General features: G+C 70.6%; 19 protein-coding genes. 6 read left to right on the top strand and 13 right to left on the bottom strand.

All coding sequences use genetic code 11. The features are described 5' to 3' along the window. Positions 1–13: 13 nt before the first annotated feature. The 3 genes from ACYVLP_RS08685 to ACYVLP_RS08675 all read right to left on the bottom strand — a co-directional run bounded on the left by ACYVLP_RS08685 (position 14) and on the right by ACYVLP_RS08675 (position 7174). Positions 14–3382: a glycoside hydrolase family 2 TIM barrel-domain containing protein gene (locus tag ACYVLP_RS08685; protein ID WP_460626943.1), complete on the bottom strand. Its 3369-nt coding sequence runs from the start codon at positions 3380–3382 to the stop codon at positions 14–16. A gap of 229 nt (positions 3383–3611) precedes the next feature. Next, the gene (locus tag ACYVLP_RS08680; RefSeq protein WP_460626942.1) at positions 3612–6062 is read right to left on the bottom strand and encodes a glycoside hydrolase family 2 protein; all 2451 of its coding nucleotides are present in this window, start codon (positions 6060–6062) and stop codon (positions 3612–3614) included. Positions 6063–6421: 359 nt separating this feature from the next. After that, positions 6422–7174, bottom strand: a complete 753-nt coding sequence (locus tag ACYVLP_RS08675; RefSeq protein WP_460626941.1) for a FadR/GntR family transcriptional regulator — start codon at positions 7172–7174, stop codon at positions 6422–6424. Positions 7175–7464: 290 nt separating this feature from the next. On the opposite strand from ACYVLP_RS08675, the gene ACYVLP_RS08670 reads away from it, so the two are divergent. Beyond that, positions 7465–8367 (top strand): NAD(P)-dependent oxidoreductase, encoded by a 903-nt coding sequence (locus ACYVLP_RS08670; protein WP_460626940.1) that lies wholly within the window; start codon positions 7465–7467, stop codon positions 8365–8367. Continuing rightward, entirely contained in the window at positions 8364–9461 is a 1098-nt protein-coding gene (locus ACYVLP_RS08665) for an Ldh family oxidoreductase (protein ID WP_460626939.1), read from the top strand. Before ACYVLP_RS08670 ends, ACYVLP_RS08665 begins: the two co-directional genes overlap by 4 nt. Before the next feature lie 416 nt (positions 9462–9877). On the opposite strand, the gene ACYVLP_RS08660 is transcribed toward ACYVLP_RS08665, so the two are convergent. Beyond that, positions 9878–11038: a UxaA family hydrolase gene (locus ACYVLP_RS08660; RefSeq protein ID WP_460626938.1), complete on the bottom strand. Its 1161-nt coding sequence runs from the start codon at positions 11036–11038 to the stop codon at positions 9878–9880. Further along, the gene (locus ACYVLP_RS08655; RefSeq protein ID WP_452269981.1) at positions 11035–11319 is read right to left on the bottom strand and encodes a UxaA family hydrolase; all 285 of its coding nucleotides are present in this window, start codon (positions 11317–11319) and stop codon (positions 11035–11037) included. Before ACYVLP_RS08655 ends, ACYVLP_RS08660 begins: the two co-directional genes overlap by 4 nt. A gap of 177 nt (positions 11320–11496) precedes the next feature. On the opposite strand from ACYVLP_RS08655, the gene ACYVLP_RS08650 reads away from it, so the two are divergent. The 3 genes from ACYVLP_RS08650 to ACYVLP_RS08640 all read left to right on the top strand — a co-directional run bounded on the left by ACYVLP_RS08650 (position 11497) and on the right by ACYVLP_RS08640 (position 16078). Beyond that, positions 11497–14871: a glycoside hydrolase family 2 TIM barrel-domain containing protein gene (locus tag ACYVLP_RS08650; protein ID WP_460626937.1), complete on the top strand. Its 3375-nt coding sequence runs from the start codon at positions 11497–11499 to the stop codon at positions 14869–14871. A 251-nt stretch (positions 14872–15122) separates the two neighbouring features. After that, the gene (locus tag ACYVLP_RS08645) at positions 15123–15449 is read left to right on the top strand and encodes a type II toxin-antitoxin system prevent-host-death family antitoxin (RefSeq protein WP_460626936.1); all 327 of its coding nucleotides are present in this window, start codon (positions 15123–15125) and stop codon (positions 15447–15449) included. Continuing rightward, positions 15446–16078: a type II toxin-antitoxin system RelE family toxin gene (locus tag ACYVLP_RS08640; protein ID WP_460626935.1), complete on the top strand. Its 633-nt coding sequence runs from the start codon at positions 15446–15448 to the stop codon at positions 16076–16078. Before ACYVLP_RS08645 ends, ACYVLP_RS08640 begins: the two co-directional genes overlap by 4 nt. Before the next feature lie 13 nt (positions 16079–16091). Here ACYVLP_RS08640 and ACYVLP_RS08635 read toward each other — a convergent pair whose 3' ends face one another. Further along, positions 16092–17021, bottom strand: coding sequence for a LysR family transcriptional regulator (locus ACYVLP_RS08635; protein ID WP_460626934.1), 930 nt, complete (start codon positions 17019–17021; stop codon positions 16092–16094). 102 nt (positions 17022–17123) lie between these two features. On the opposite strand from ACYVLP_RS08635, the gene ACYVLP_RS08630 reads away from it, so the two are divergent. Then, positions 17124–18143 (top strand): YeiH family protein, encoded by a 1020-nt coding sequence (locus tag ACYVLP_RS08630; RefSeq protein ID WP_460626933.1) that lies wholly within the window; start codon positions 17124–17126, stop codon positions 18141–18143. A gap of 536 nt (positions 18144–18679) precedes the next feature. Here ACYVLP_RS08630 and ACYVLP_RS08625 read toward each other — a convergent pair. From ACYVLP_RS08625 to ACYVLP_RS08595, 7 genes are read right to left on the bottom strand one after another with little or no spacing between them, the layout of a single operon-like run. Further along, positions 18680–19606 carry an SMP-30/gluconolactonase/LRE family protein gene (locus ACYVLP_RS08625; protein ID WP_460626932.1) on the bottom strand — a complete coding sequence of 309 codons (927 nt, stop codon included), beginning with the start codon at positions 19604–19606 and terminating at the stop codon, positions 18680–18682. Next, positions 19603–20505, bottom strand: coding sequence for a dihydrodipicolinate synthase family protein (locus ACYVLP_RS08620; RefSeq protein ID WP_460626931.1), 903 nt, complete (start codon positions 20503–20505; stop codon positions 19603–19605). The genes ACYVLP_RS08625 and ACYVLP_RS08620 overlap by 4 nt, the downstream gene beginning before the upstream one ends. Next, the gene (gene dgoD, locus ACYVLP_RS08615) at positions 20499–21704 is read right to left on the bottom strand and encodes a galactonate dehydratase (protein ID WP_460626930.1); all 1206 of its coding nucleotides are present in this window, start codon (positions 21702–21704) and stop codon (positions 20499–20501) included. Before dgoD ends, ACYVLP_RS08620 begins: the two co-directional genes overlap by 7 nt. After that, positions 21701–22804 carry an ABC transporter ATP-binding protein gene (locus tag ACYVLP_RS08610; protein ID WP_460626929.1) on the bottom strand — a complete coding sequence of 368 codons (1104 nt, stop codon included), beginning with the start codon at positions 22802–22804 and terminating at the stop codon, positions 21701–21703. Before ACYVLP_RS08610 ends, dgoD begins: the two co-directional genes overlap by 4 nt. After that, positions 22804–23691 (bottom strand): SDR family NAD(P)-dependent oxidoreductase, encoded by an 888-nt coding sequence (locus ACYVLP_RS08605; RefSeq protein WP_460626928.1) that lies wholly within the window; start codon positions 23689–23691, stop codon positions 22804–22806. The genes ACYVLP_RS08610 and ACYVLP_RS08605 overlap by 1 nt, the downstream gene beginning before the upstream one ends. Beyond that, positions 23691–24656: a carbohydrate ABC transporter permease gene (locus ACYVLP_RS08600; protein WP_460626927.1), complete on the bottom strand. Its 966-nt coding sequence runs from the start codon at positions 24654–24656 to the stop codon at positions 23691–23693. Before ACYVLP_RS08600 ends, ACYVLP_RS08605 begins: the two co-directional genes overlap by 1 nt. Then, a complete protein-coding gene (locus tag ACYVLP_RS08595) occupies positions 24653–25573 on the bottom strand; it encodes a carbohydrate ABC transporter permease (protein WP_460626926.1) in 921 nt (306 codons plus the stop codon). Before ACYVLP_RS08595 ends, ACYVLP_RS08600 begins: the two co-directional genes overlap by 4 nt. Between the last annotated feature and the right edge of the window lie 37 nt (positions 25574–25610).

Below are 25610 nucleotides of genomic sequence, written 5' to 3'. Positions count from 1 at the left end.
TCCGGACGACCCGTCAGGGACGGACGCCGAGCGAGAAGACGTGCATCCCGCGGATCCGGGCGTTCGCTGCCACGTACCCGCCGTCGAGGAACGCGATCCCGTCGAGCTCCTTGGCGGGATCGAGGGGAATCTCCGTGGACAGGACTCGCCAGTCCTCGCCGTTCTGGCCCTCGGGCCGGTTGGAGTACGTCGTAAGGGCCAGGACCGTGAACTCGGGCGCCGGTGCGGTCGTGTTGTCCTCCAGCATGAATGTCACCGGGTCCTGGGACCCGTCCCGGTAGTACACGACGGCCCTCGCGACCCCGACCGTGTAGGAGCTCGCCCCGACGATGACCAGGGCGGACCCCTTGCCGGAGAGGCTGACCGCCCGGTCGGAGGTCAGGAAGTGGTCGGGCTCGCCGTTCTGGGCGGCCGGCCAGACGAGCGGTGCCCCGCGATGCGTCAGGGCCAGTCCCGGGGTGAGCCCGACGGCAGCCAGTGCCTGTCGCGAGTACGTCCTCCCACGTCCGTCCCAGTCACCCTTACTGGTGTCCGAGTCGTCGGTGATGCCGACGAGGTTGTAGGCCTCCTGGAGGGAGGTGGCCAGGCGCACCGGCACGGTCGCCGTCCCCGAGCCCGCCTCGCCGTTGAGCACGTAGGTGGCTTCGACACCGACTGCGGTCGGTGCTCCCGCCGGCACGGTCGCCGGCGCAGTGACCCGCCACCTCCGGGAGACGCTCGCACCGGGAGCGACGGCCCCGCCCGGGGCGCCGTCGAGCGGCTCCGCAGTCCACCCCGCGGGGAGGCTCAGCGCCAGGCCGGGATCGACGAGGCGCTGGGTGCGGGGCGTCGCCCGCAGCCACGCCGCCGGGCCTTGCAGCCCCGGGTCGGCCGTCGCGGTGATCGCGACGCGCTGGGTGCCGAGCTCGGGATGGGTCAGCGTGACCGTGATCGGGCCGGGCTGTCCGGCGACGCTGCGGACGAAGACTGCACCGACGCCGCCGTTCTCGCTGAACGGGAAGGTCGAGCTCGCGAGACGAGCCGTGACGACGCTCTCCCCGCCGGCCCGGATCAGCTCCGGCTCGGCCGACGCCTCGACAGTGACGACGGCGCCCTCGATGGTGCCCGGGCCGCTGATGGTGATCGCGACGTCTCCCCGGTTCCACGGGCGAGGCTCGCCGAAGCTGTCGACCGACCGGAACTCCACCCGCGTGATGTCTGACCCGTCGGCGACGATCTCATCGTGGTCGGCTCGTGCGGCAAGACGGTCTCGGGCCGGGTCGGCGTCGAACCGGCGGGACACGACGAGGTTGCCACCGACGTAGCCGTCGATCCGCAGCTCCGGCCGCGCCGCGCCGTCGATGGCCGACGTGTCCATGGCGAACGGCGGGTAGGGCAGCCGTGGGTAGTCGCTCGTCCTGGGAGTGAGCGTCTGGTTCAGCGTCCCCCCGACGAAGACCTCGAGCCGGTCGCAGTTCGACCAGATCAGCGCAGAGCTGCCCAGCGCACGGATGTCCCACGGGTCCTCGAAGGACCAGAAGAACGCCGGCTGGAGCACCGGCCGGACGAACGGTGACACCTGAGCCTGGTAGAACGCGGCACCCGGCTTGGGCACGCGGAAGAGGTCGACCACGCCCGGCCACTTCGTCGACCAGAACGTCCCTCCGGCGAGCGAGGCGTAGTCGAAGCCGCACCAACCCAGCAGGCCGGCATACCCGTTGTTGGAGAACGACGTGTTGTGGACCTGTGCGTGCATGCGCGACTGCGTCTGCAGGACGACCTGACCGTCGATGCGGCGGTATCCGGGCGGGCCGGAGAGTGCCCCGATGGACTCCGTCACCAGGTAGGGCGTGCCGGCGAGCGGCGCCGAGATGGTCGCGTTTCCACGCGAGTGGCCGTAGTCGTCGTAGGCGAAGACGTCCTGCACCCAGTTGGTGAGGTTGCGCGCCGTGGCCGACCCGGACGTCTGCCGGGTGCCGTCGAGCTCGTAGGCCAGGTCGCGGGTGCGGCCCCAGAGCACCGGGTCGCGGTCCGACTCGTTGACCTGGACGCCCCAGATGATGACGGACGGACGGTGCCGGTCCCGCAGCACCATGTTCCTCACGTCCTGGACGACGAGCTCCTTGAACTCGTCACCACCGACGAAGCCCCACCCCGGCGTCTCCTCCCAGATCATCAGGCCGAGCTCGTCGCAGGCGTCGAGGAAATGCTCGGACTGGGGATAGTGCGAGCAGCGGACCATGTTGCAGTTCAGCTCGTTGCGCAGCATCGCGGCCTCGGACCGCTGCATCCGCGGCGACATCGACATGCCGACGAACGGGTAGAGCTGGTGACGGTTGAGCCCGAACAGCTTGAACCGCGAGCCGTTGAGGAAGAAGCCGTTGTTCTCGAACCGCGCCTCGCGGAACCCGATCCGCCGGGTGAAGCTGTGCACCTGCTCCCCGCCGATGACGAGGGTCACCTCGACGCTGTAGAGGGCAGGGTGGTCGGGGTGCCACAGGTCCACCCCAGCGAGGCCGTCGAGCGTGACACTCGCATCAACCCGCCCCGGCCGGCCCAGGGTGACGGGCGCCGACGTCTGCGTCACGACCTGGCCCGACGACGACGTCAGCCGCACGTCGACCCGGGAACCCGTCGGCACGGCGAGCGCCGCATCCAGCGTGACGGCGACCTCGACGCGACGTGCCGCCGGGTCGAGCACGTCCCGCGGCGTCGCGTGGACCTCGGCGACGAAAACCTGCGGTACCAAGCGGATCGAGGCGTCGCGGTACACACCTGCAGGCTGGAAGTAGTCGCAGCCAATTGCGCCGAGGGGCGACCCCGACGGCGGCGTCTCGTCCCAGCGGGCGTCGACCTCGAGCGTCAGCACGTTCCCGGTGGGACGCAGGTCGTCCGTGACCTCGTACGAGAAGGGCAGGTAGCCGCCGCGGTGGACCGGTAGCTCGCGACCGTTGATCGTGCCGCGGGTCGTCGTGAGGACGCCTCCGAAGTCGATGAACGTGCGCAGCTTCCCGGACGGCTGCGGGTGGTCGAACTGGCGGGTGTACCTCCACACCTTCTCCCACCTCGACGAGTCCCACAGGCGCCAGCCGAGCTGGGTGACGGAGTGCGGGAGCGTCACGGTGCGCGTGGGGCCGCCCGACGCAGGCCCGAACTCCCAGCCCACGTTGAGCGGTTCGATGCGTGCGGCCGGACCGGAGGCCACCGGACCGCTGGCGCGGGCGGCAGGAGCACCGACGAGCGTCCACGCCGCAGCCGTCAGCGTGCCTGCGGCACTGGCGAGGAGGAACTGGCGGCGTGCGGGACGAGACGGCAGGTGCTCGGCCGGGCCGCTCGGGGCGTCGGTCAGGTCAGCGCCGGTGGTCGGTGCCAGGGAGGGTGCGGGGATGGGGTTGACGTCCATCGCACGTCCTTTCGGGGGTGGTGGGGATCGACACGGGAGGTGTCGCGGGAGTTGGTTCGTGGAGGTCGTTCGGGGAGGTCGTTCGGGGAGGTGGTGCAGGGAGGTGGCGCAGAGAGGTGGCGCAGGGAGGTGGCGCAGGGAGGTGGTGCAAGGAGGTGGTGCAAGGAGGTGATGCGGGGAGGTGGTGCGTCCGCGACGGAGGATGCACCGCGCGTGCCCGCGGTCTGGGTCAGACGAGGGCGTTGGCGTTCGGCCCCGGCTGGGTCAGCTGGACGGTGACGGTCTGGCCGCCGAGCGTCGGGTGGCTGGCCGTGATGACGGCCCGCCCAGCCCGGCGGCCGGCCGAACGCACCCACACCGCGCCCACTCCGCCGGCCCCTTCGAAGTCGAAGTCGCGGTCGCCGACGACGTCGACGGGGCCCGCCGTGTCGATCTGCACACGCCCGGTGACGAAGGGACGGGGGAAGCCGTCGCCGTCCACGGCGCGGAACACCACGCGCGTGGCGTCGATGCCGTCGGCTCGGATCGCGGCGTCGTCGACGGTGACGGCCAGCCGGTCCCCGGACGGGTCGGCCGACATCGTCCGGCTGGTCACCAGACGGTCGCCGACGTAGCCCTTGATGGTCAGCTCGACCGGTCGCCGGTCACCTTCGAAGAGCAGGTCGACGGGGAACGGTGGGTGGTCGAGGCCGGCGAACCGGGTGTGATCCGGTGTGAGCCAGGCGTAGGGCCGCCCGTCGAGCTCGAGGTCGAGCCGGTCGCAGTTGGAGAAGATCAGCGCGTCCCGGCCCGGCCCGGTCGGCGACGCAGGCCCGAAGTCCCAGTAGAAGGCCGGCTGGACGACCACGCGCTCTGACGGCGGGAGCTGCGCCTGGTAGAACGACGCGCCGAGCTTGGGCACGCGGAAGATGTCGCAGACGCCCGGCGTCTTGATGTCGCGGACCGAGTTGCGCGGCGAGAGGTACTCGAACGCGCACCAGGCCAGCACGCCGGCATACCTGTCGTCGGCGGTTGCCGCGCTGTGGACCAGTGCGTGCCGGCGGGCCTGGGCCTGCTGTGCCGCGACCGCGTCGGTACGCGTGTACGTCTGCGTGAAGTCGCCGCCGGGGCGCTTCTGGCCCACGGCCTCGCTGATGATGTAGCGCCCAGGACGAGGCGGGGTCAGCGGGTGCCACTCGTCGTCGGCGTAGTCGTTCTGGCCGCGGACGTCCTGGCGAAGGGTCTGGGTGCCGCTGTAGGCGCCAGATGTCTGCCGGGTCGGGTCGAGCCGGTGGGCGAGGTCGTTGAGCTGGGTCTCGAAGGCGGCGAAGCTCGCGTTCGACTCGTTGACCCGCACTGCCCAGAGCACGACTGACGGGTGGTTCCAGTCGCGGCGGATCATCTTCTCGACGTTCTCGGTGGCGACGTCCTGCCACGCCTGCCCGCCCACGAAGCCCCAGCCGGGCATCTCGTCCCAGACGAGGAGCCCGACTTCGTCGCACGCATCGAGGAATGCATCCGAGTGTGGGTAGTGGGACGTGCGGACCATGGTGCAGTTGAGCTCGTGGCGGATGATGTGGGCGTCACGCGCCTTGACCCGGTCGGGCATCGCGTTGCCGACGTAGGGGTAGATCTCGTGCCGGTTGATGCCGCGGATCTTGAGATGCTTCCCGTTGAGGTAGAAGCCGTTCGGCGTGAACTGTGTCTCGCGGATGCCGACCCTGGTGGAGTACTCGTGCAGCGGCCGTCCGGAGCCGTCCGGCCCTTCGCGGAGCACGACGGAGAGGGTGTAGAGCTTCGGGTTGTCGACGTCCCACAGCTCGACGTCGGAGAGCTCGGTCAGGGACACCTGAGCCAGGGGTATGCCGTTCGCGACCTGGGCTGTGCCGCGCCGGACGAGACGGCTGCCGTCGCGCAGCTCGACCTCGACCGAGGCGACCTGGGTCAGGGCCGCCGTGCCCTCGAGGTGGCAGTCGACCTCGAGGCGGCGTCCATCAGTGAGGACGTCGAGCGGCTTGGCGAAGACATTCTCGATGAAGGTCTGCGGGACGACGCGCAGGGACACGCTCCGGTGGAGGCCGCCGAAGGTGTCGAAGTCGACGCGCACGAGCGTCGGGTCGTTGCCGAAGGATCCGCCAAAGGGAGGTATGCCGGTCTGTGTCCGTCGCGAGTCCACCCGCACCACAAGGAGGTTCCGGCCCGGACGCAGCCCGTCGGTGAGCTCGAACGTGAACGGTGTGTACCCACCGGCATACGTGCCGAGCCGCTGCCCGTTGAGGTGGACGGTGGATGACGCCATCGACGCCCCGAAGTCGACGAAGACCCGGGCGCCGTCGGCCCCGCTCGGGAGGTCGAACTCCCTGCGGTAGATCCACACGCCTTCATACGGCGCGGCGCCCCCGGCATACTCGCCCGGGAAGTCGCGCGGCCGCACGTCGCGCCACGACAGCCGGGCCGTGCTGTGCGGCAGGGTCACCTCCTCGAAGGCGGTGTCGGCGAAGTCGAGGGCCGTCGCGTCGGCACTCTCGGGCAGCGGGCCGAAGCGCCACCCCGTGTCGAGTGGGATCCGCACGTGGGCCGGTCCGGCTGTCGACCACGCGGCGTCGGGCAGTGCGAGCGCGAACGCGGTGCCTGCGAGGCCGACGCCGGCGCCGCGCAGGAAGCTGCGACGGCTGAAGCCGGTGGGCGTGTCGGGAGTCAATGGAGTCCTTCCGTCCAGCGTGGCAACTCTGCCTGCGGCTCACCGGAGCCCTCCGTCGAGGAGGCCGACGCTCGATGACGTGGTCGAGTCCCACGGTCTCGGTACTGATGCCTTCGAAGCGGTTCTCGAGCCGGAGCCCCACCGACTCACACAACGTCCAACTGGCCAGAGGTTAGACCTCTGTGGAGTCAAGAGTCAATGTCACGTCCATCGGGCGAAGGACGGCCGACCGTCGAGGAAACGGAGCGCCGGGCAGCTGCGGTCGGTCGAACGGGTCGATGGAACGCCGATGGCTCACCTGAGCCGGGACGCAGTCCGGCCGCCCAGTCCGCAGGGAGTGGGCGGCCGGACAGCCTGGACTACGAAGCCTGTGGTGGCGCCGCTGACAGCCGGCGCAGGGCGGCCTTGCGCGCCGCACGAACGTGCGAACGTGCCGCCCGGCCGGCGCGCTCGCCGTCGCCGGCGAGGATCGCGTCGAAGATGCGGCGGTGGTCGATGCGCGAGGCCTCGACCCGCCCTTCGACCTCCAGCGTGGTCTTCATGCCCTGTTTCATGATCTGGTTGAGCACGTCCTGCGTCTGCATGAGGAACCGGTTCCCGGCCGCCTCGACGATGGACAGGTGGAAAGCGGCATCAAGCCGCTGGAGCTCGTCGAAGTCGATCGGCGTCCGCTCGGTCGCGCGCTCGAGGCGCTCCAGCGCCTCCGACACTCGCGCCAGCGCCCCGGCGTCCTTGTGCTCGCTGGCCCAGCGTGCGGCGGGTACCTCGAGCACCTCGCGCATGTCGAAGAGCTCGGTGAGGTCGTGGTCGAGCTCGGACAGCGCGGCGCGCAGCCGCTGGGTGGTCGCCGGCTCGGCGACGAACACGCCCTGGCCGTGCTTGACGACGAGCCTCCCCTCGGCCTGAAGCGACCGGATCGCCTCCCGCGCCGACGGCCTGCTCACTCCGAGCAGCGCGGCCAGCTCCCGCTCGGCCGGCAGCTTGTCGCCCGGCGCCAGCTGCTGCTCGCGCAGCACCCGGAGGATCTCCTCACGGATGCGCGCATTGAGGCCCCCAAGACCGAGACTGTGCCAAGCCTCAGAAGTCGGAGCCGTCCCCTCTGCCTGACTCACTGTGAACTCCCTTCCTTGACATCCCCGTGACGTCATTCCTATTGTTGCAGACCTCTAGAGGTAAGACCACTTACCTTGACACACTTCAGGCCAAGGTCAGCTACCGGCCCGGCGCACCTCCACCGTGCGCACGGCCGAGCAGTCGACTGCGCGGCGTGCGAACCCAACCTCGCGCCGTAGAGCCACTGACTGGCCCATACCCAGTGACAGGAGATGCCGTGGTGGCGCTCAAACCCAAACTCGTTGTGTTCGAGGGTGTGTGGGGATCCGCATTCGAAGATCTTAGCGGCGTGGCCGAGGTCGTACGCCTGCCTTCGGAAATGGATGTGGCCGATGTCCCGGCCGAGCTCATCGACGCGGCGCGCGGCATCGTGGTGCGCAACCGGACCCAGGTCACGGCACGTGTGCTCGACACCGCACGGTCGCTCGGTGTCGTCGCCAGGGCCGGTGTCGGGCTCGACAACATCGACGTCGGGGCTGCCGACGAGCGTGGTGTCGTCGTGGTGGCACCGCTCGGCGCCAACGCCGTGAGTGTCGGTGAGCATGCGGTCGGCCTGGCCATCGCCGTCGCACGTGACCTGGTCGCGCAGGACCAGCAGACGCGGGCCGGCAAGTGGGTCCGCACGCCCGGCCACGAGCTGGCCGGGGGGACCTGGGGAATGCTCGGCGCGGGCGCGACAGCCAAGGCGGCGGCCCGCATCGCCGGCGCGCTGGGCATGACGCTGATCGCACACGACCCGCATGTCGACGCAGCGGACCCCGACCTGGCCGCCCTCGGCATTCGCCTCGTCGACCTGGCCGAGCTGCGTGCCGCTTCGGACGTCCTCAGCTGCCACCTGCCCGCCACCGACGAGACCATCGGGCTGGTCGACGCCGCGTTCCTGGCCGACCTCAAGCCCACCGCCATCTTCGTCAACGTCGGCCGGGGCGAGGTCGTCGACGAACCGGCCCTCGCAGACGCGCTGGAGGCCGGGAGCATCCGTGGCGCTGCGCTCGACGTCCGCGCCGAGGAGCCGCCTCAGCCGGGTCGCCTCGAAGGCCTGCCCAACCTCGTGCTCACACCCCACATCGCCGGGATCACCGTCGAGAGCCAGCGAGCGATCATGGAGCGTCTCGCTGCCGACCTCGGCAAGGTCCTCACCGGCGGAGTCAGCGACCTCGCCGCAGGCGCCTGCCGGGAGCCCCGGCGATGACCGGCTGGACCGTCTCCGAGGGACGTGGCCGCGCACGCCGGCTGCTGGTGGCCGCCGGAGTGCCCGAGCGAGATGCCGCCCGGACCGCAGACGCCATCGTCCTCGCCGACTGCTGGGGCATCGGGTCGCACGGCCTGATGCGACTGCCGTACTACCTGGAACGCCTCACCGCGGGCGGCCAGCGGGCCGACGCCGGCCTCGTCGCACGCAACGACAACGGCGCGGTCGTCTCCTGGGACGGCCAGGCGGGCCTGGGCCACTGGCAGCTCTGGGCCGCCGCCCTCGAGGGAGCCGCCAGGGCCGGCCGACACGGGGTGTCGGTCGTCTCGGTGGCGAACTCGAGCCATTGCGGCGCGCTGGGCGTGTATACGCTGCCGGCCCTCCGTCGCGGCTACGCCTGTCTGGCCTTCTCCAACGGACCCGCCGTCATGCCTGCGTGGGGCGGCGCCGCACCGGTGCTCTCGACGTCGCCGATTGCCGCCGGGGTGCCCTTCGGAGACCGGCCCGCGATCATCGACCTGGCGACCAGCGCCGTCGCGCGCGGCCGCATCGCCGCGCTGGCGGCAAAGGGCGAGGCCGTCCCGGCGGGCTGGGCGCTCGATGCCGAGGGCAACCCCACCACCGACCCGGCGGCTGCGCTCGCCGGCATGCTGGCGCCGCTCGGAGGCGCGAAGGGCTTCGCGCTCGCCCTCCTGGTCGAGTCGCTCACGGGCGGACTCGTCGGCCCGCAGCTGTCGACCGGAGTGAGCGACATGTTCCGCGCCGACGACGCGACAGTCCCCCAGGGCATCTCGCACCTCGTCGTGACCATCGACCCCGGTGCCATCGACCCGGACCGGCTTTCCGAGGAACGCCTCGGCGAGCTCGAGAAGCGCGTCCAGACCAGTGGCGGGCGGCTGCCCGGGGCCGGACGGCGCATGCCCCACGAGATCGAGGACGACGAGGCGCTCGCCATCGACGCGACCACCCTGGGCCGGCTCGGCGAATGGCTCGACCGCCTCGGGGTGGCCGATGTGGACGGCGTGGTCAATGACGACGGTGACGCCGACCCCGACGGTGTCTGGCGCACACCACCAGCACCACCCACGACCTGAGCCACTCCCTGGGCCCTTCTCCCCTGTTCTCCCCAACCCCGCTCACCTGCGCCTCCTTCGAGGTATTCGGGTCGAGGTATCCGGTCGCCCCATAGCCCGGACCGCTACCTCGACCCGAATACCTCGAACCGTGATCGGGCGCCGGCGAGCGCTCGGCAGGCCCGCACATGCAAGACGCAACACACCGAGCAGTCGTCAACCCATGATGGTTATTTCCCTCATCGGTTTACGACTGCTCGGTGTGTTGCGGGGGTGGATCGGTGCACCTGGGCGGGGTGGATCGGTGCGCCTGGGCGGGGTGGATCGGTGCACCTGGGCGGGGTGGATCGGTGCGCCTGGGCGGGCTGGATGCGGACGTGCGAACGGGGTGGTCGGGACCCCTCAAGCCCCGGCCACCCCGTCCACCGTGGAGGGCCTCAGGCGGTCCGGTGCAGCCGGGTGAGGACGAACTCGCGGTGTCCGAGGACCTCAGCTGCCGCGACCCGGCCGGACGCGCAGTCGATGACCGCGTCCTCGACCAGGTCGGCCGCCTCGTCCAGCGACATGTCCGCCGTGATGACCGCGGAGATGTCGAGGTCGATGTGCTCGGACATGGACTGCGCCGTGTGCGGGTTCGCGGTGAGCTTGAGCACCGGGACGATCGGGTTGCCGATGATGTTGCCCTGACCGGTGGTGAACAGGTGCAGCGCAGCCCCGCCGGCGGCGAAGAGCGTGATCGACTCCGCGGCCGCACTCGAGGTGTCCATGAAGTGCAGGCCCGGACCCTTCGGGGCCTCTGCCATCTCGAGCACCTCGGTGACGTGGGCCCGCCCGATCTTCTGGATGTTGCCCAGCGCCTTCTCCTCGATCGTGCTCAGGCCGCCGGCGATGTTGCCCTCGGTCGGCTGGGAGCCGAGCAGGTCGGCCTCCTGAGCGAGGATGACCTGCTGGTGCTCGTCGAAGAGCCGTTCGAACTTCGCGCGCTGCACCGGGTCGTCGATGCGGTTCGCGACGATGTCCTCGCCGCCGGTGAGCTCGGAGGTCTCACCGAAGAAGAACGTGCCGCCGACGGCCGTGAAGCGCTCGGCGAACCGGCCGATCGTCGGGTTCGACCCCAGCCCGGAGGTGGTGTCGGACTCGCCGCACTTGGTGCTGATCAGCATCTCGGTGAGGCTGACCGGCTCGCGCTGCAGGCTCGTGGCGTCCTGGATCAGGGCGATCGCCGCGCGGCTCGCCCGCTCGATCGTCTTGAGGTCACCGTTGCCCTCGATCGACAGCGCGACCACCGGCTTGCCGCTCTTGGCGATGCCGTCCGCCACGCGCTGCGTCCAGTTCGGCTCGATGCCGATGACGATCGCAGCAGCGACGTTGGGGTTGCAGCCGGTGCCGATGAGCGTCCGGAAGTGCAGCTCCAGGTCCGGGCCGAACTGCAGCCGGCCGTACGGGTGCGGCAGCGCGAGCACCCCGTTGACGACCTTGGCGACCGCCTCCGCGGCGGCGTTGGAGATGTCGTCGACCGGCAGCACGATGACGTGGTTGCGGCAGCCGACCGAGCCGTCAGGGCGACGGTAGCCGTAGAAAGTCCGGTCGCCGATCATTGCCAGCGCTCTCCCTTCAGGTTGTGCACGTGGACGAGCTGACCGGTCACAGTGGCCTGGGTGGCCCGGCCGATCGGCACGCCGTACTCGATGATGCGGTCACCCTCGGCGATGTCCGCCAGAGCGATCTTGTGGCCCAGCGGGACGCGCTCGGTCACGATGAGCTGCACGCGCGCGTCGTCGTCCTGGTAACGACCGGACGCGTCGGTGCCGGGCTCGATGTCTGTCACTGCGACGCCGACCGAGTCCCCTGACTGGTGTACGAGAAAGTGTTGGGCCATCCATCACTCCTAAGTGGTAAGACCTCTGACGAGTCGTCATGCTAGATAGGCCGTCTCGCGACTGTCAAGAGGAACGACCTCTTGCCACTGGCCTCGCCCATCTGCATAGTAGTCGGAGGTCTTACCACTAGCGCTGCATCCCCTTTCATCAGGTTCACCATCTCAAGGAGGAGAAACGTGACCATCCCAACGTCACCCGCGCCGGGCCGGCGCTCAGTCCTACGAGCCGGGGCGCTCGGAGTCCTGTCCGCTGCTGTCCTGGCGCACCGGCCGCCGACCGCGTCCGCCGCCACCGCGGGGACCTCGGAGGCCCCAGCGGCAACGGCTCGTGGGGCGTCCGCGGTGACCGAATCCCTCTGCGGCGGTTGGCGCTTCGGCCGCGCCCGCGCCGGGGGGCTGAGCGAGTCTTTCGACGACGGGACGCTCGCCCTGGTCACCCTCCCCCACACCGTCACCGCCCTGTCGTGGCGCAACTGGGACCCGAGGTCGTGGTCCGGCTCGTGGCTCTACCGCCGCACCTTCGACCTCCCCGAGCAGCTCCAGGGCTTGCGCGTCTTCGCCGACTTCGAGGGCGTCATGACCCAGGCGACGCCGGTGTTCAACGGGCAGTCGTTGCCGACCCATACCGGTGGCTACCTCCCCTTCTCCCTCGAGCTGACAGACCACCTCCGGCCCACCGGGAACGTCCTCGCGCTCGAGGTCGACAGCACGTTCAGCGTCAACGTGCCCCCGAACCGCGGCGGCTCGGACGACCCGACGACCGTCGACTTCTGGCAGCCAGGAGGCGTCTACCGCCCGGTCCGCCTCCGGGGCGTCCCGACCGTCTTCATCGCCGACGTCTTCGCCAAGCCCGTCGACGTCCTCGGCACCGGCCGCCGCATCGAGGTGGAGGTCACCGTCGATGCCGGCGTGGTGCCGACCGCCGGCGCCTCGGTCGAGGTCGAGGTCGTCCAGGACGGCACGACCGTCGCCCGGGCGACCGGCGTGCTGACGATCTCGGCGACCGGCCGCGTGACGACAACCGTGACCGTGGGCGACCTCCAGGCGCTGCGCCTCTGGTCCGTCGACGAGCCGAACCTGTGCCGGGTCGTCACGACACTGAAGATCGACGAGCAGCCGGTGCACGACCACCTGACCGTGGTCGGGCTGCGGGAGGCACGCTTCGAGACGGACGGTCTCTACCTCAACGGCAAGCGCCTGCAGGTGTTCGGCCTCAACCGGCACCAGGTGTTCCCGTTCGCGGGTGGCGCGCTCTCTGCACGCGTCCAGCGCAAGGACGCACAGATCCTGCGACAGGTCCTCAACTGCAACATGGTCCGCTGCTCGCACTACCCGCAGTCGCAGGACTTCTACGACGCCTGCGACGAGCTCGGTCTGCTCGTCTTCCTCGAGTCGCCGGGCTGGGGGCAGTACATCGGCGACGACGTGTGGAAGCAGCGCGTCCGCGAGAACGTCCACGACATGGTCGTCGCCAACCGGAACCACCCCTCGGTCGTGCTGTGGGGCGCGCGCCTCAACGAGGCGGGGTCCACGGCGGCCGGGATCACGCTCTTCACCGAGACCCGCGCGATCGTCCGTGGGCTTGACGACTCACGCCAGACGACCGGCGCCATGCTCGGCGGTGGGAAGAACCTGGCGACCTTCGAGCAGGACGTCTTCGCCATCAACGAGTACGCCCGGACCAGCTCCGGCGAGGCCAACCTCACTGCCCCGCGCAACGTGGACTCCAAGCCCTACCTGGTCTCCGAGTGCGTCGGTGCCCTCAGCGGGCCCGCCTCGACCTACCGGCGCATCGACCCCGTCGCCGACCAGCAGGGGCAGGCGTACGCACACGCCCGGGTCCACCATGTCGGTGGGTCCTCGACCCGGTATGCCGGCGTGATCCCTTGGGCGGCCTTCGACTACCCGTCGGGGTCGGGTCGCCAGGTCGACGGCATCAAGCACGTGGGCGTCGTCGACCTGTTCCGCGAGCCGAAGCTGGGCGCCGCGATCTACCGGGCCCAGGTCGACCCGTCGAGGCACGTCGTCATCGAGCCGGCGTTCTACTGGGACTTCGGCCCCGGATCGACCAACAACGGTCCCGGCACGGCGGCCATGATCTGCTCCAACGCGGAGCGGCTCGAGGTCTACGTCGCTGACGAGCACCGTGCGACGGTGGTCCCCGACCGTGCGCGCTTTGGCAACCTGCGCTTCCCGCCGTCCTTCGTCGACCTCTCCGGCATCGACGGCACGGACCGTCCCGAGCTCCGGATCGACGCCTACATCGGCGACGCCCTGGTCGCGTCGCGACGTCTCTCGTCGCAGGAGTCCGGCGACCGTCTCGAGGTGGTCGCGGATGACGACGAGATCGACGCGGACGGTTCGGACGCGACGCGTGTCGTGTTCCGTGTCGTCGACCGGTACGGCGCGCCGCGGCCCTACGTCGGCGGCCAGGTGACGATCGACGTGCGGGGTCCCGGCCGGCTGGTCGGGGACCGCACGTTCGACCTGGCCGCCGCCGGCGGCGTCGGCGCCGTCTGGTTGCGGACCCGGCCCAACGAGCCCGGACGCGTCACGGTCACCGTCAGCCACCCGGCATACGGCTCGGTGTCGACAGCCCTCACCGGGCGCAACGTCGCGCCCGGCGCACAGCCCATCGGCGAGACTGACCTGCGCGTCTCGGCAGCGCCGTATATGGCAGCACCCGGGCAGCGGGTCGTCGTGTCGGCTCGGCTGACCAACTCCACCGGGGCGGCGATCCGGAACGTCCAGCTGCGGCTGCCCGCCGATGCGGGCTGGTCTCCGGCGCCGATCACGCCGGTGACCGCGACGATCGTGCAGCCCGGCGCCAGCTTCGACGCACAGTGGGAGCTCATCGTCGACGGGTCGGTCAAGGCAGGCACGCACTCGTTCCTCGCGACCGCGGTGTACGAGAGCCGGGCGATCCGTGCGGGTGCCGAGGCAGAGGTCTCGGTCGCCGTGCCGACGACGCTTGCCGCAGCGCGCAACAACGTCAGCATCACCGACGACGCGGACTGGACCACCGGTGACCTCGACGGCGTCGGCAACACGTTCTCCCTCCAGGCGCTCACCGCGGCGGGCGTCGTGCCCGGTTCTCCGATCCCCGCGCCGGCCGACCGGGTGCCGTTGGTCTGGCCGGTCTCCGGGATCGGGGTGCCCGACAACGTGCTCGCCAGCGGCCAGACCATCGCGGTGTCCGGGACCGGCACGCGCCTGGCCATCCTCGGCGCCACCAGCCGAGGCCCTCTCACCAAGAGCGGTGTCGTCCACTACGAGGACGGCACAACCGCCGTCTACCGCATCACGGTCGACGACTACTTCAACCCGCCGTCGGCCAACCTGCAGGCGATCAAGATGCCGTACATGAACGCCAACAACAACAAGGCGGACAACGGCGTCGGCGGTCGCCGGACGCGGAACACGTATCTGTTCTACGCCGAGATCCCGGTGCGGTCGGACGTCCGCGTGGTCGGCGTGACCCTGCCGGCCGTGGGCGACTCGGTCGCCGGCGGAGTGCCTGCCATGCACATCGTCGACGTCGCCGTCGGCTGACCGGACCCCGCGTGGCGGCGGGCAGCACGCACCCGCCGCCACGCGGACACCGGCGAGCAGCACCGGAAAGCGCCAACGGCGCCGCAAGGCAGGTATGCCGCTCCGTGGCTGCCGCATCGCCTCGCCGTCCCCCGGGCGCAGGTTCGGCTCGGTTCAATGGGACCGCTCCTGCGGGCGGTCTTCCGGGCCATGAGGTAGGGGTGGAAGAGGCCGCAGCACCTCACTGTGCAGAAAAGTGTATAGTTTCTGACATGATCATCGTCGAGCACCCTCACGTCCTGTCGGTGACCGAGGCGGCGGCCCGCGGCGTCCCCGGCTTGGTCAAGGAGGCCGAGCGGGGTGACGACGTCGTGGTCCAGCGTCACGGCCGGGCCGTCGCGGCCGTGGTCAGCATGCGCCACCTCAACGCGATCACGCAGCTCGAGGCGGACCTTCGTGAGACCGCCCTGCTGCTCGCCCGTGCTGCGACCGACTCCGGCCGACGGACGAGTCTTGACGATGCCATCACCGCCCTCGGACTCGACCGCGCCGAGCTGGAGGCGGAGCTCGCCGAAGACCTGGCGGCCGGACGCGAGTGACCCCGCCAAAGAAGCGCACTCCCAGGCCTGGCCAGGCCGGCACCGACACTCGACGGTCCGGCAGACATCCTGAGGCCATCAAGACGGTCGTACGCCTCACCGACGCTGCCATGGACGACCTGGAGAACATTGCCCGCCGGGGAGATCCACAGGTGGTCCGGTGGGCTCTGAAGAAGTGCATCCACCTGGAGAAGAACCCCGAAGCCGGGGAGCCCCTCAAGGGCGCGCTGATCGGCTACAGAAAGCTCACGATCGGGGACCGCGACTGGCGTGTCGTGTGGCGCGTCTTTCATGACGACGTCGACGAGATCATCATCGACATCGCCGAGGTCTGGGCCGTGGGCGCCCGGGCTGACGCCGAGGTTTACGCCGAGATGCAGGCTCGAGCTGCATCGATGGGGAGTTCGTCGAACACCGTCGCACTGGCCGAGGCGATCGAGCGGTTAGGAAAGGTAGGCGCCGGGTTCTCCGCTGCGGCCGAACCACGTCAGGCGGCCACGCTTCCCAGCTGGCTTCGAGAGGTTCTCATCAAGGTCGTGGGCATGGCCCCGGCGGACGTCGACAACATCGACACAGAGACCGCCACACAGCTCTGGGACCGCTACACGCGCGGGGAGACGACACGGTGAGCGCAGCCTCGCCCTAGCGCGTCGAGGGCCGGTCGCCGGCGATCGTGGCGCCCGCGGCCAGGCGCACGAGCGTCGCGCCGACTCCAGCCAGCGGCACGCCGATCGGCCACACCGCACGCAGCCGACGTCCGAGATCGAGCCCCTCGAGCGGCACCCTGACGAGGACGCCGGTCGCCAGCTCCGACTCCACCGCCAGAGCGCTGAGCACGGCCGGCGCCGACCCGGTGGCGGCGGCCGACTTCACAGCGGCGGTGCTCGCCAGCTCCAGATGGGTGTCGGGGAACGGCACGCCGGCGTCGTGCAGCGCCCGTGCCAGGGTCTGCCGGGTGCCAGAGCCGCTCTCACGCATGACAAGGTCGCCGGCGGCCAGCTCGCCCGGAAGCACCGGCCTGCGACGGGTCGCCCACGGGTGCGCCGGGCCGACCACGACGACGAGCTCGTCGCGCGCCACCACCCGCGACGACACGGTCCGCGGCACGCTCGGCGACTCGACGAACCCCAGCGCGACGTCGCCGTGGGTCACCTGCTCGAGCACCTGGTCGGAGTTCGCCACCGCGAGGCTCACGCGCACATCCGGCTGGACCTCCCGCAGCCGCGACAGCCACCGCGGCGCCAGATACTCGGCGATCGTCAGGCTCGCCGCGACGTGCAGGCTCGCATTCTGCTGCGACGCAAGGCTTTTCGCGCCGGTGACGACACGGTCGACGGCCGCGACAGCCTCTCGCGCCCACTCGACGACCAGCACGCCCTCGGGTGTCAGGGTCGAACCGCTCGGGCCGCGGTCAACGAGAGGCACCGACAACTGACGCTCGAGGCGCGTGAGCGATCGGCTGACGTTCGGCTGGGCCATCCCCACGGCCCGGGCGGCTGCGCTCAGCGACCCCGTCTCGGCGACGTGTACGAGCAGCTCGAGCGCTCGAAGGTCGGGTCGCGATGGAGGCACCGTTGAACGCTAGCGCCAGCGACCGGGCTATATCAACAGCGCATGGGGTCCTGCCGAACTGACGTCTACTCGGCGGCCCGCTGCTCCAGCACAGTGGCCATCGTGGCCCAATCCGTCGCTGTCCCAGCCAAGCTCAACCACCCCCCGGTGCGCGGTGGCATCGTCCCAGGCGTCGCGCTGGCCGCGGCCGGAGGCGTGGTCGGGCTTCTCGTCCATGCCGTCGTCCCGCTGGTCAGCAGCGTCCTGGTCGCCATCGTCCTCGGCATCGCGCTCGGGTCGACGAGCCGCCGCGCGCCACGCCTGGCGCCGGGTCTCGCCTTCGCGGCCCGCCGGGTCCTGCGCTTCGGTGTCGCCCTGCTGGGCTTCCAGCTCGTCGTGGGCCAGGTGCTCGGTCTCGGCTGGGGCACCGTGCTGTGCGTCGTGCTCGTCGTCGGTGGAGGGATCACCGGCACCATGCTGATCGGGGCGGCGCTCGGCGTCCCGGCGGCCAGGCGGGTGCTGATCGCCTGCGGCTTCTCCATCTGCGGTGCGGCGGCCGTGGCTGCCGCAGAGGGCGTGGTCGACTCCGAGGAGGAGGACGTCGCGAGCGCGCTCGGCCTCGTCGTCGCCTTCGGGACGGTTGCCATGCTCGCTCTGCCTGCCGCGGCAACGCTGCTCGGACTCGGACCGCGCGACGCGGGTGCGTGGATCGGCGGGAGTGTCCACGAGGTAGGTCAGGTGGTCGTCGCCGGCGGGATCATCGGCGGAGCCGCCCTCCAGGTTGCCGTCCTGGTCAAGCTGACCCGGGTGCTCATGCTCGGTCCGGTCCTCGTCGCCCTCTCGCTCCGGGCCCGCGGGTCCCAGGTCGAGACGGCGCGAACCGCGCGTCCGTCGATCGTGCCCTTCTTCGTCGTCGCGTTCGCCGTCCTCGTCGTCATCAGCAGCGTCCTGCCCGTGCCCGACGCGGTGCGCTCGGGGGTCGCCCACGTGCAGGAGTTCGCCCTGGCCACAGCGATGTTCGCGCTGGGCTGCGGAGTCGACGTCCGTGCGCTGCGGCGCCTGGGGGGCGCCGACCTGCTGCTGGGGCTCCTGTCGTCGCTGCTCGTCGCGGGCCTTGCGCTCACGCTCGTCCTCGCCGCGTGAACAACACCCAGGGACGTATGCCGCCCAACCCTGCGGCCTACCCGCCCCCCTCCCGTCGAGCGGCCATCTCGACACATGTCTTCCGCTCGAAGGGCCACCTCGACACACAAACCCCCGCGGGCCGCGTGACAAAGTGGCCACTCGACTCGGGCCCCCCCGTCGAAGGGCCACCTCGACACACAAACCCCCCGCGGGCCGCGTGACAAAGTGGCCACTCGACTCGAGTCCCCCCGTCGAAGGGCCACCTCGACACACAAACCCCCCGCGGGCCGCGTGACCAAGAGGCCACTCGACTCGGGTCCCCCCGTCGAAGGGCCACCTCGACACACAAACCCCCCGCGGGCCGCGTGACCAAGTGGCCACTCGACTCGGGTCCCCCCGTCGAAGGGCCACCTCGACACACAAACCCCCCGGGCCGCGTGACAAAGTGGCCACTCGACTCGAGTCCCCCCGTCGAAGGGCCACCTCGACACACAAACCCCCCGCGGGCCGCGTGACAAAGTGGCCACTCGACTGGGGGAAGGGGCGACGAGAGGTCAGGAGAGCGGTTCAGGGGAGGGCATGGGCGCGAGGCGAGGAGCGGACGCCGTCCGCACCCGGTGGACCGGACGCCCCGTCGCCCCGGTCCCGGTCAGCGCGAAGACGGACCCGGCCATCGGCTGGTCACGCAGCCTGGCAGCTGTGCCACTCCACCGTCCAGTGGTGATGAACAGCGTGTCGAGACCCGGACCGCCGAACGCCAGGCTCGTCACCGCGGGCGCGGGGACGTCGAGCTCGAGGCGCAGCTCGCCCGAGGGCGCGTGGCAGCGGACGGCACCGCCGCGCGCCATGGCAACCCAGAGGTCGCCGTTGGCGTCGACGCAGAGCCCGTCGGGTCGTCCGATCGCCGACGAGAGGTCCACGACGGTCCGACGAGCGCCGATCGTCCCGCTGCCGAGGGTGAAGTCGAAGGCCTCGACCCGCTCGAGCACGGTGTCGACGTAGTACATCGTCGACCCGTCGGGACTCCAGTCGATGCCGTTGGAGATGGTGACGCCAACGAGCCGTTCCGCGACAGTCGGGAACGGCCCGCCGAGGTCGACGAGGTAGAGCGCGGCCGAGCCGGGCCTGGAATCTGCAGCGAGCGTCCCGATCCAGAACCGCCCCGCCGCGTCGACGGCACCGTCGTTCATCCGAGCCCCCATGCCGACCTGGGCCACCTCGGTGGGCGTGCCGCCCAGGTCGGCGAGCTCGAGGCAGGACATGCCCGCGGCCAGCACGACCCCTCCGGCCTCCCGCAGCGCGACGGCACCGACGGGGTCACGGAACCGGCGCGTCTCGCGTGCTCCGGACCGGCTCGACCAGCGGTGCACCTTCTTGCCGTGGATGTCGACCCACCACAACGTGTCCGAGCGGGCGTCCCAGACGGGAGACTCGCCGAGCTCGTCTCGGCCCGGGATGACGACCTCGAGCCGCAGGCTCACTGCAGCACCCCGCTCACTCCCAGCTCGGCGAGGCGGCCTCGCACGTCCGAGATCTCACCGGCGCCGAGCCCGATGGCGGGCGGCACGAGCCCGGGCCCGCAGACCCCGGCCGCGTGGAGGGCAGCCTTCCACCCGGCCGGGGGGCTGCCCCGGCGGCAGGCGTAGACGACGTCGGTGAGCCGCGCCTGGACGCCGAGCGCCCCGGCCAGGTTGGTCTCGATGCTGTCGACAATGGCCCGGCTCAGCTCCGGCACGAGGTTGACGCTGGCCGCGATGCAGCCGTCGGCGCCCGCGAGCAGGCTCGCCACGAGCAGCGTGTCGGTCCCCGTGAAGACCCGGAACGAGTCGTCGAGCCCCGCACGCCGCCGTGCCTCCAGCACCCGCCCGAGGTACTCGAGGTCGCGGCTGCTGTCCTTGATCCCCACGATGTTCGGGTGGGTCATCAGCTCGGCGACGACCCCGTCGCCCAGCGCCGACCGCGCGAACATCGGGATGTTGTAGAGCACGACGGGCACCGGTGAGCGGTCGGCGATCGAGCCGTATGCCGCCACGAGCTCGCTGTCCATGGACGGGAAGTACGACGGTGGGGCGACCAGTGCGCCGTGGACTCCTATGTCTCCCAAGGCCTCCAGCTCTGCGAGGGCATCCGGCAGGGCGTTCCACGAGATGCCGGCGACGACTGTCGCGGGGCTCGCGGCGACGACACTGCGCGTGACCTCGAGGCGCTGCTGGACGGTGAGCCGGGGACCTTCACCGGTCGAGCCGCACGGCGAGATGCCGTCGACGCCCCCGGCGACCACGCGTTCGACGAGCCGCTCGAGACCATCGCGGTCCAGCGTGCCGTCGTCGGTCACGGGGGTGGCCAGAGCGGCATACGTCCCTCGGGGCAGGGTCACCATTCGGCCACCCTCCCGTCCGCGTGGCGCCAGTCGGGGTCCTCCAGCCGGAACGGCGGCGACTTCTCGACGGCCGGCTTGTCGATGTCGATGCCGAGGCCGGACCCGGTGAGGCGCGGCAGGTAGCCCCCCTCGGGCCGGAGCAGGGTCGGGTCGAGGAGGTAGTCGTGCATCTCGGCGGTCGGGAGACCGGCATACCCGGCGTTGTAGTGCAGGCCGAGGCTCTGCTCCTGGACGATGACGTTCTCGAGGGCATAGCCCGCCTGGAGCGATGCGGCCAGCGAGATCGGGCCGTTCGGGCAGTGCGGCGCGACGCCGACACCGTAGGCCTCGGCGAGGTGCGCGATCTTCGCCAGCTCGTAGATGCCGGTGAGGCTGACGTCCGGCTGGACGACGTCGACGACGCCGTGACGCAGCAGCCGGGCGAACTGGATCCGGTGGAGCAGTCGCTCCCCCGTCGCGATCGGCACGGTGTACCCGGCCGGGATGACCGACGGCAGCTGGTCCTCCAGCCCGGGCGGCAGGATCTCCTCGAGCCAGAACGGCCGGAGTGGCTCCAGCTCCTTGAGCAGGACCTTGGCCATGGCGCGGCTGACCCGGCCGTGGAAGTCCAGCGCGATGTCTACCGACGAGCCGAACTCTCCGCGGATCTGCGCGACCCGGTCGACCGCCGCCTCGACCTTGTCGAAGCTGTCGATGTGGTCAAGCTCGGCGGTGGCGTTCATCTTGACCATCGTGAACCCCTGCTCGACGCGACGGCGCACGTCGGGGACCGGATCTGTGGGCCGGTCTCCGGCGACCCACGCGTAGAGGCGGGTCCGCTCTCGCACCGGCCCGCCGAGGAACTCGTGCACCGGCAGGCCGTGGCGCCGGCCCTTGATGTCCCACAGCGCGTGCTCGACGGCGGCGGCCGCGGTGGCCAGGACCGGCCCGTCACGGAAGAAGCCGCCCTGCCGCATCCGGGCTGCCAGCTCCTCGATGCGGCCCGGGTCGTGGCCGACGAGGTTGTCTGCGAGATCGGCGACCGCGCCGACCACGGCCCGAGCCCGCTTGGGGACGATGGCCTCGCCCCAGCCGGTCAGCCCGGCGGCCGTGGTGACCCGGACGAAGATCCAGCGGGGCGCGACCAGGTGCGTCGTGACGCTCTCGATGCGGTCGGCGGTCATGCTGCTCGTGCCGGTGCTCGTAGTCGTGCCGCTCACTCCACGTCCTCCCGGATGGCCTTCCCGGTCGCGGTGTCGAAGAAGTGGATGCCCTGGTCGTCGAGCTCGAACGTCGCCCGCGTGCCGACCTCCATCCGGTTGCGGCGCGGCAGTCGCGTGGTCAGCCGCGCGTCGTCGCACCGGATGATGACGTGCTGCTCGGCGCCCAGGGGCTCGATCACGTCGACGACGCCATCGATCCGCGACGCACCGGAGCCGTTCGCCTCACCGGTGAGCGTGTAGCTCTCGGGGCGGACGCCGACGACGACCTCCGGCCGGCCACCGAGCAGGCGAGCCACCTCGGGCGGGATCTGCACGTCCAGCCAGTCTGACCTGGCGCGCGCCACGTCGCCGTCCCAGTGCACGACGGCCGTCACGAAGCCCATCGGCGGCGTGCCGATGAAGCCCGCGACGAACTGGTTCGCCGGCTTGTCGTAGAGCCGCTCGGGAGTGTCGATCTGCTGGATCACGCCGTCGCTCATCACCGCGATCCGGTCGCCCATGGTCAGGGCCTCGACCTGGTCGTGGGTCACGTAGACGGCCGTCGCGGTCACCGACCGGTGGATCCGCAGGATCTCCGCGCGCATCTGGGTGCGCAGGTGCGCGTCGAGGTTGGACAGCGGCTCGTCGAGCAGGAACACCGACGGGTCGCGCACGATGGCGCGGCCGAGGGCGACCCGCTGGCGCTGTCCGCCGGAGAGCTGGCGTGGCCGTCTCTCGAGCATGGCGCCGATGCCGAGCAGCTCGGCCGCGGCGCGCACCTTGGCGTCGATCTCCGGCTTGGAGATCTTGCGTCGCTTCAGGCCGAACGCCATGTTCTGGTAGACGGACATGTGCGGGTAGAGCCCGTAGTTCTGGAACACCATCGCGATGTCGCGGTCGCCGACATCCACCCCGTTGACCAGAGTGTCGTCGAAGTAGATGTCACCGGCCGTGGCCGTCTCCAGCCCGGAGATGATGCGAAGCAGCGTCGTCTTGCCGGACCCGGACGGTCCGACGAGGACGAGGAACTCGTGGTCCTCGATCTTCAGGTCGCACGACTTGAGAATGGGCTCGCCGCCGAAGTCCTTCTGGACGCCGACGAGGGTGATGCTGGCCACTAGGCGGATCCTTCCACGCGGGTTGGGGTGGGTTCGGCGGTGAGGCCGTCGGGTCGCCGGCTCATGCGCCGCCCCCCGTCGACGTGGAGCGCCGCCCCGGTGATGAACGAGGCGCCGTCGGACGCCAGGAAGAGCACGGCCTCGGCCACCTCGCTGGGCAGGCCCATGCGGCGCAGGAGGCTGGCGACAGGAGCGCTCGCCGGAGCGCTGGGCTGGGCCGTGTCGCCGACGGTGTCGCCGGCGATGTCGCCGATCGTGTCGCCGATCGTGTCGCCGATCGTGTTGCGGTCGCGTTCGAGCTGCATCCCGGGTGACTCGATGCAGCCGGGCACGACGGAGTTGACCCGTATGCCGCGTGGCGCGAGCTCGACGGCCAGCGCCCGGGTCAGTGCCGAGACGCCACCCTTGCTCGCGATGTAGGGAATGTGCCCCTCCAGGGGCAGGTACTCCTGGATCGCCGAGACGTTGACGATGGTGGCGCCCGGGCGCATGACCGCAGCGGCGTCCTGGGAGAGGAATGCCGCCGCCTTGAGGTTCGTGGTCAGCACGCGGTCCCAGTCGTCCTCGGTGAGCTCGCCGAGCCCGAACCTGGCGCCGACGGTCGCGGCGTTGTTGACGAGCACGTCGAGGCCTCCGCGCGCAGCGACGGTCCGCGCCACGACCTGGCCTCGCGCTGCGGCGTCGGCGAGGTCGACGCCGACCGTGTCGCAGACGCCGCCCTCGAGGGCGATCTCGTCGGCGGTCCGGGCGAGTGCCACCTCGTCGCGGTCGGCGATCGTGATGTGCGCACCCTCGCGAGCGAAGCGGTGGGCGATCGCCGCCCCGATCCCGGCGGCGCCACCGGTGACGAGCACGCTACGGCCGGCCAGGCCCGTGTCGATCGCCATCACGTGCCCCCGAGGGCGCCGGCGGTCATGCCGCGGACCATGTACCGCTGCACCGCGAAGAAGGCGATGACGAGCGGCAGGCTCGTGACGGTCGTCGCCGCCATCATCCCGCCCCAGTCGAACTGGAACTGCCCGTTGAAGGTCTGCATCAGGCCGGGCGGCAGCGTCAGCTTCTCCGTGTCGGTCATCAGGGTCAGCGGGTAGAGCAGGTTGTTCCACGAGTTGATGAAGATGATGACGGCAGTCGTGGCCAGGCCCGGCACCGTCAGCGGCAGCACGACCCGGAACAGGATCGCGACACGGGAGTAGCCGTCGACCCGGGCCGCCTCCTCGATCTCGATCGGGACCCCGTCGATGAAGCCCTTCATCATCCAGGCGCCGAACGGCAGGGCGAAGGTCGTGTAGCCGAGGATCAGGCCGAAGTAGGTGTTGAGCAGCCCGAGCTTGAGCATGAGCAGGTAGAGCGGACCGATGATGACGACGAAGGGCAGCATCTGGATCGCGAGCACCGACATGCTCAGCGTGCCGCGCAGCCGGTAGGCGCCTCGAGAGAAGCTGTAGCCCGCGAGAGCGCAGATCAGCGTGCCTCCGACCGCAGTCAGCAGCGAGGTGACGACGCTGTTCGCGAAGAAGGAGGTGAACGGCATACTGCCCGTGACGAGCCCCTGGTAGTTCTGCATCGTCGGGTCGTGCGGGAAGAGGGTCGGCTGGAGCGCGGTTACCTCGGTCTGGGTCTTGAACGAGGCCGCGACCATCCAGTAGATCGGCCCGAGCACCATCCCGAGTCCGAGGACGATGAGCAGCGCCGGGACCGCGCCGCGACCGAGGCGGCGCCAGGGGCGGGCGCCGATCGGGGTCGTCGCGGACCCGGGCGACCTCGGGGGCGTCCCGGACGGGCCGGCCGGTCGGGCGTTCGTGTCGTCGGGCGCTGGCGTGCTCGACGTGGTGCGGGCCGTGGCGCTCATCGGGCTCCCGCCTTTCTGCGCTTGAGGAACACCGCGGTCACCAGGAGCATGATGACGAGCCAGACGACGCCGATGGCCGACGCGTAGCCGACGTTGTAGCTGACGAAGACGAGCCGGTAGAGGTAGATGGTCAGGGTCGTCGTGCTGTAGCCGGGCCCGCCCTGGGTCATCGCCCAGATGAGCGGGAACTGGTTGACGTTCTGCACGGTCATGATCACCGCGGCGATGACGCCCGGCGCAGCGAGGTAGGGCAGCTTGATCCGCCAGATCAGCGTCCACGGGCCCGACTTGTCGATCCGTGCCGCCTCGATGACCTCGTTGGGGACGCTGCGCAGGGCCGCGGTGAAGACGAGCAGGAAGAACGGTGCGGTCTGCCAGATGTTGGCGATGATCGTGGCCGCCAGGGCGTAGTCGCCGGAGGTCAGCCACGGGATCGGCTGGTCGATGATGCCCGTCGTCATGAGGGCGTCGTTGATGATGCCGCCACGGTCGAGGAAGAGGTACTGGAACAGGAAGGCCGCGACGATGACCGGGATCGCCCACGGCGTGAGAAGGGCGCCGCGGACGAAGCGCCACTTGCCGCCGAGGTTCTCGGTCGCGAGCGCCAGGGCCAGCCCGACCAGCCCGCCACCGATGAGGGACGCGACCGCGAAGTAGACGGTGTTGCGCACGGCCTGCCAGAAGATCGGGTCCTTGACGATCTGGGCGTAGTTGTCGAGGCCGACCGGGCGCGACCCGGCGTCCCCCGTGATGAGGCTGTACTCGGTGAAGGAAAGCATCACCGCCCGGACCACGGGGTACGCGACGACGACGATGAGGATCACCACCGTCGGCACGACCAGCCAGTCGAGCCAAGGCGTCCGGCGAGGTTTCGGTGCGCCGGAGCGTTGCTGGCCTCGCTTCCGCTCGATTGCCACAGACACTGCTACGTCAACTCCCTTGTCGAGTTCGTGC

The sequence above is a fragment of the Intrasporangium mesophilum genome, from assembly GCF_054783095.1.
The sequence above is the reverse complement of the archived record's forward strand: the minus strand, read 5'-3'. Positions and strand labels throughout refer to the sequence as shown.

Bases quoted from the DNA above. Each gene is read 5' to 3' on its own strand.
- ACYVLP_RS08655 (WP_452269981.1), bottom strand. From the start codon at position 11,319: ATGGCCCAACACTTTCTCGTACACCAGTCAGGGGACTCGGTCGGCGTC.
- ACYVLP_RS08665 (WP_460626939.1), top strand. From the start codon at position 8,364: ATGACCGGCTGGACCGTCTCCGAGGGACGTGGCCGCGCACGCCGGCTG.
- ACYVLP_RS08645 (WP_460626936.1), top strand. From the start codon at position 15,123: ATGATCATCGTCGAGCACCCTCACGTCCTGTCGGTGACCGAGGCGGCG.
- ACYVLP_RS08620 (WP_460626931.1), bottom strand. From the start codon at position 20,505: ATGGTGACCCTGCCCCGAGGGACGTATGCCGCTCTGGCCACCCCCGTG.
- ACYVLP_RS08600 (WP_460626927.1), bottom strand. From the start codon at position 24,656: ATGAGCGCCACGGCCCGCACCACGTCGAGCACGCCAGCGCCCGACGAC.
- ACYVLP_RS08685 (WP_460626943.1), bottom strand. From the start codon at position 3,382: ATGGACGTCAACCCCATCCCCGCACCCTCCCTGGCACCGACCACCGGC.
- ACYVLP_RS08660 (WP_460626938.1), bottom strand. From the start codon at position 11,038: ATGATCGGCGACCGGACTTTCTACGGCTACCGTCGCCCTGACGGCTCG.
- ACYVLP_RS08605 (WP_460626928.1), bottom strand. From the start codon at position 23,691: ATGGCGATCGACACGGGCCTGGCCGGCCGTAGCGTGCTCGTCACCGGT.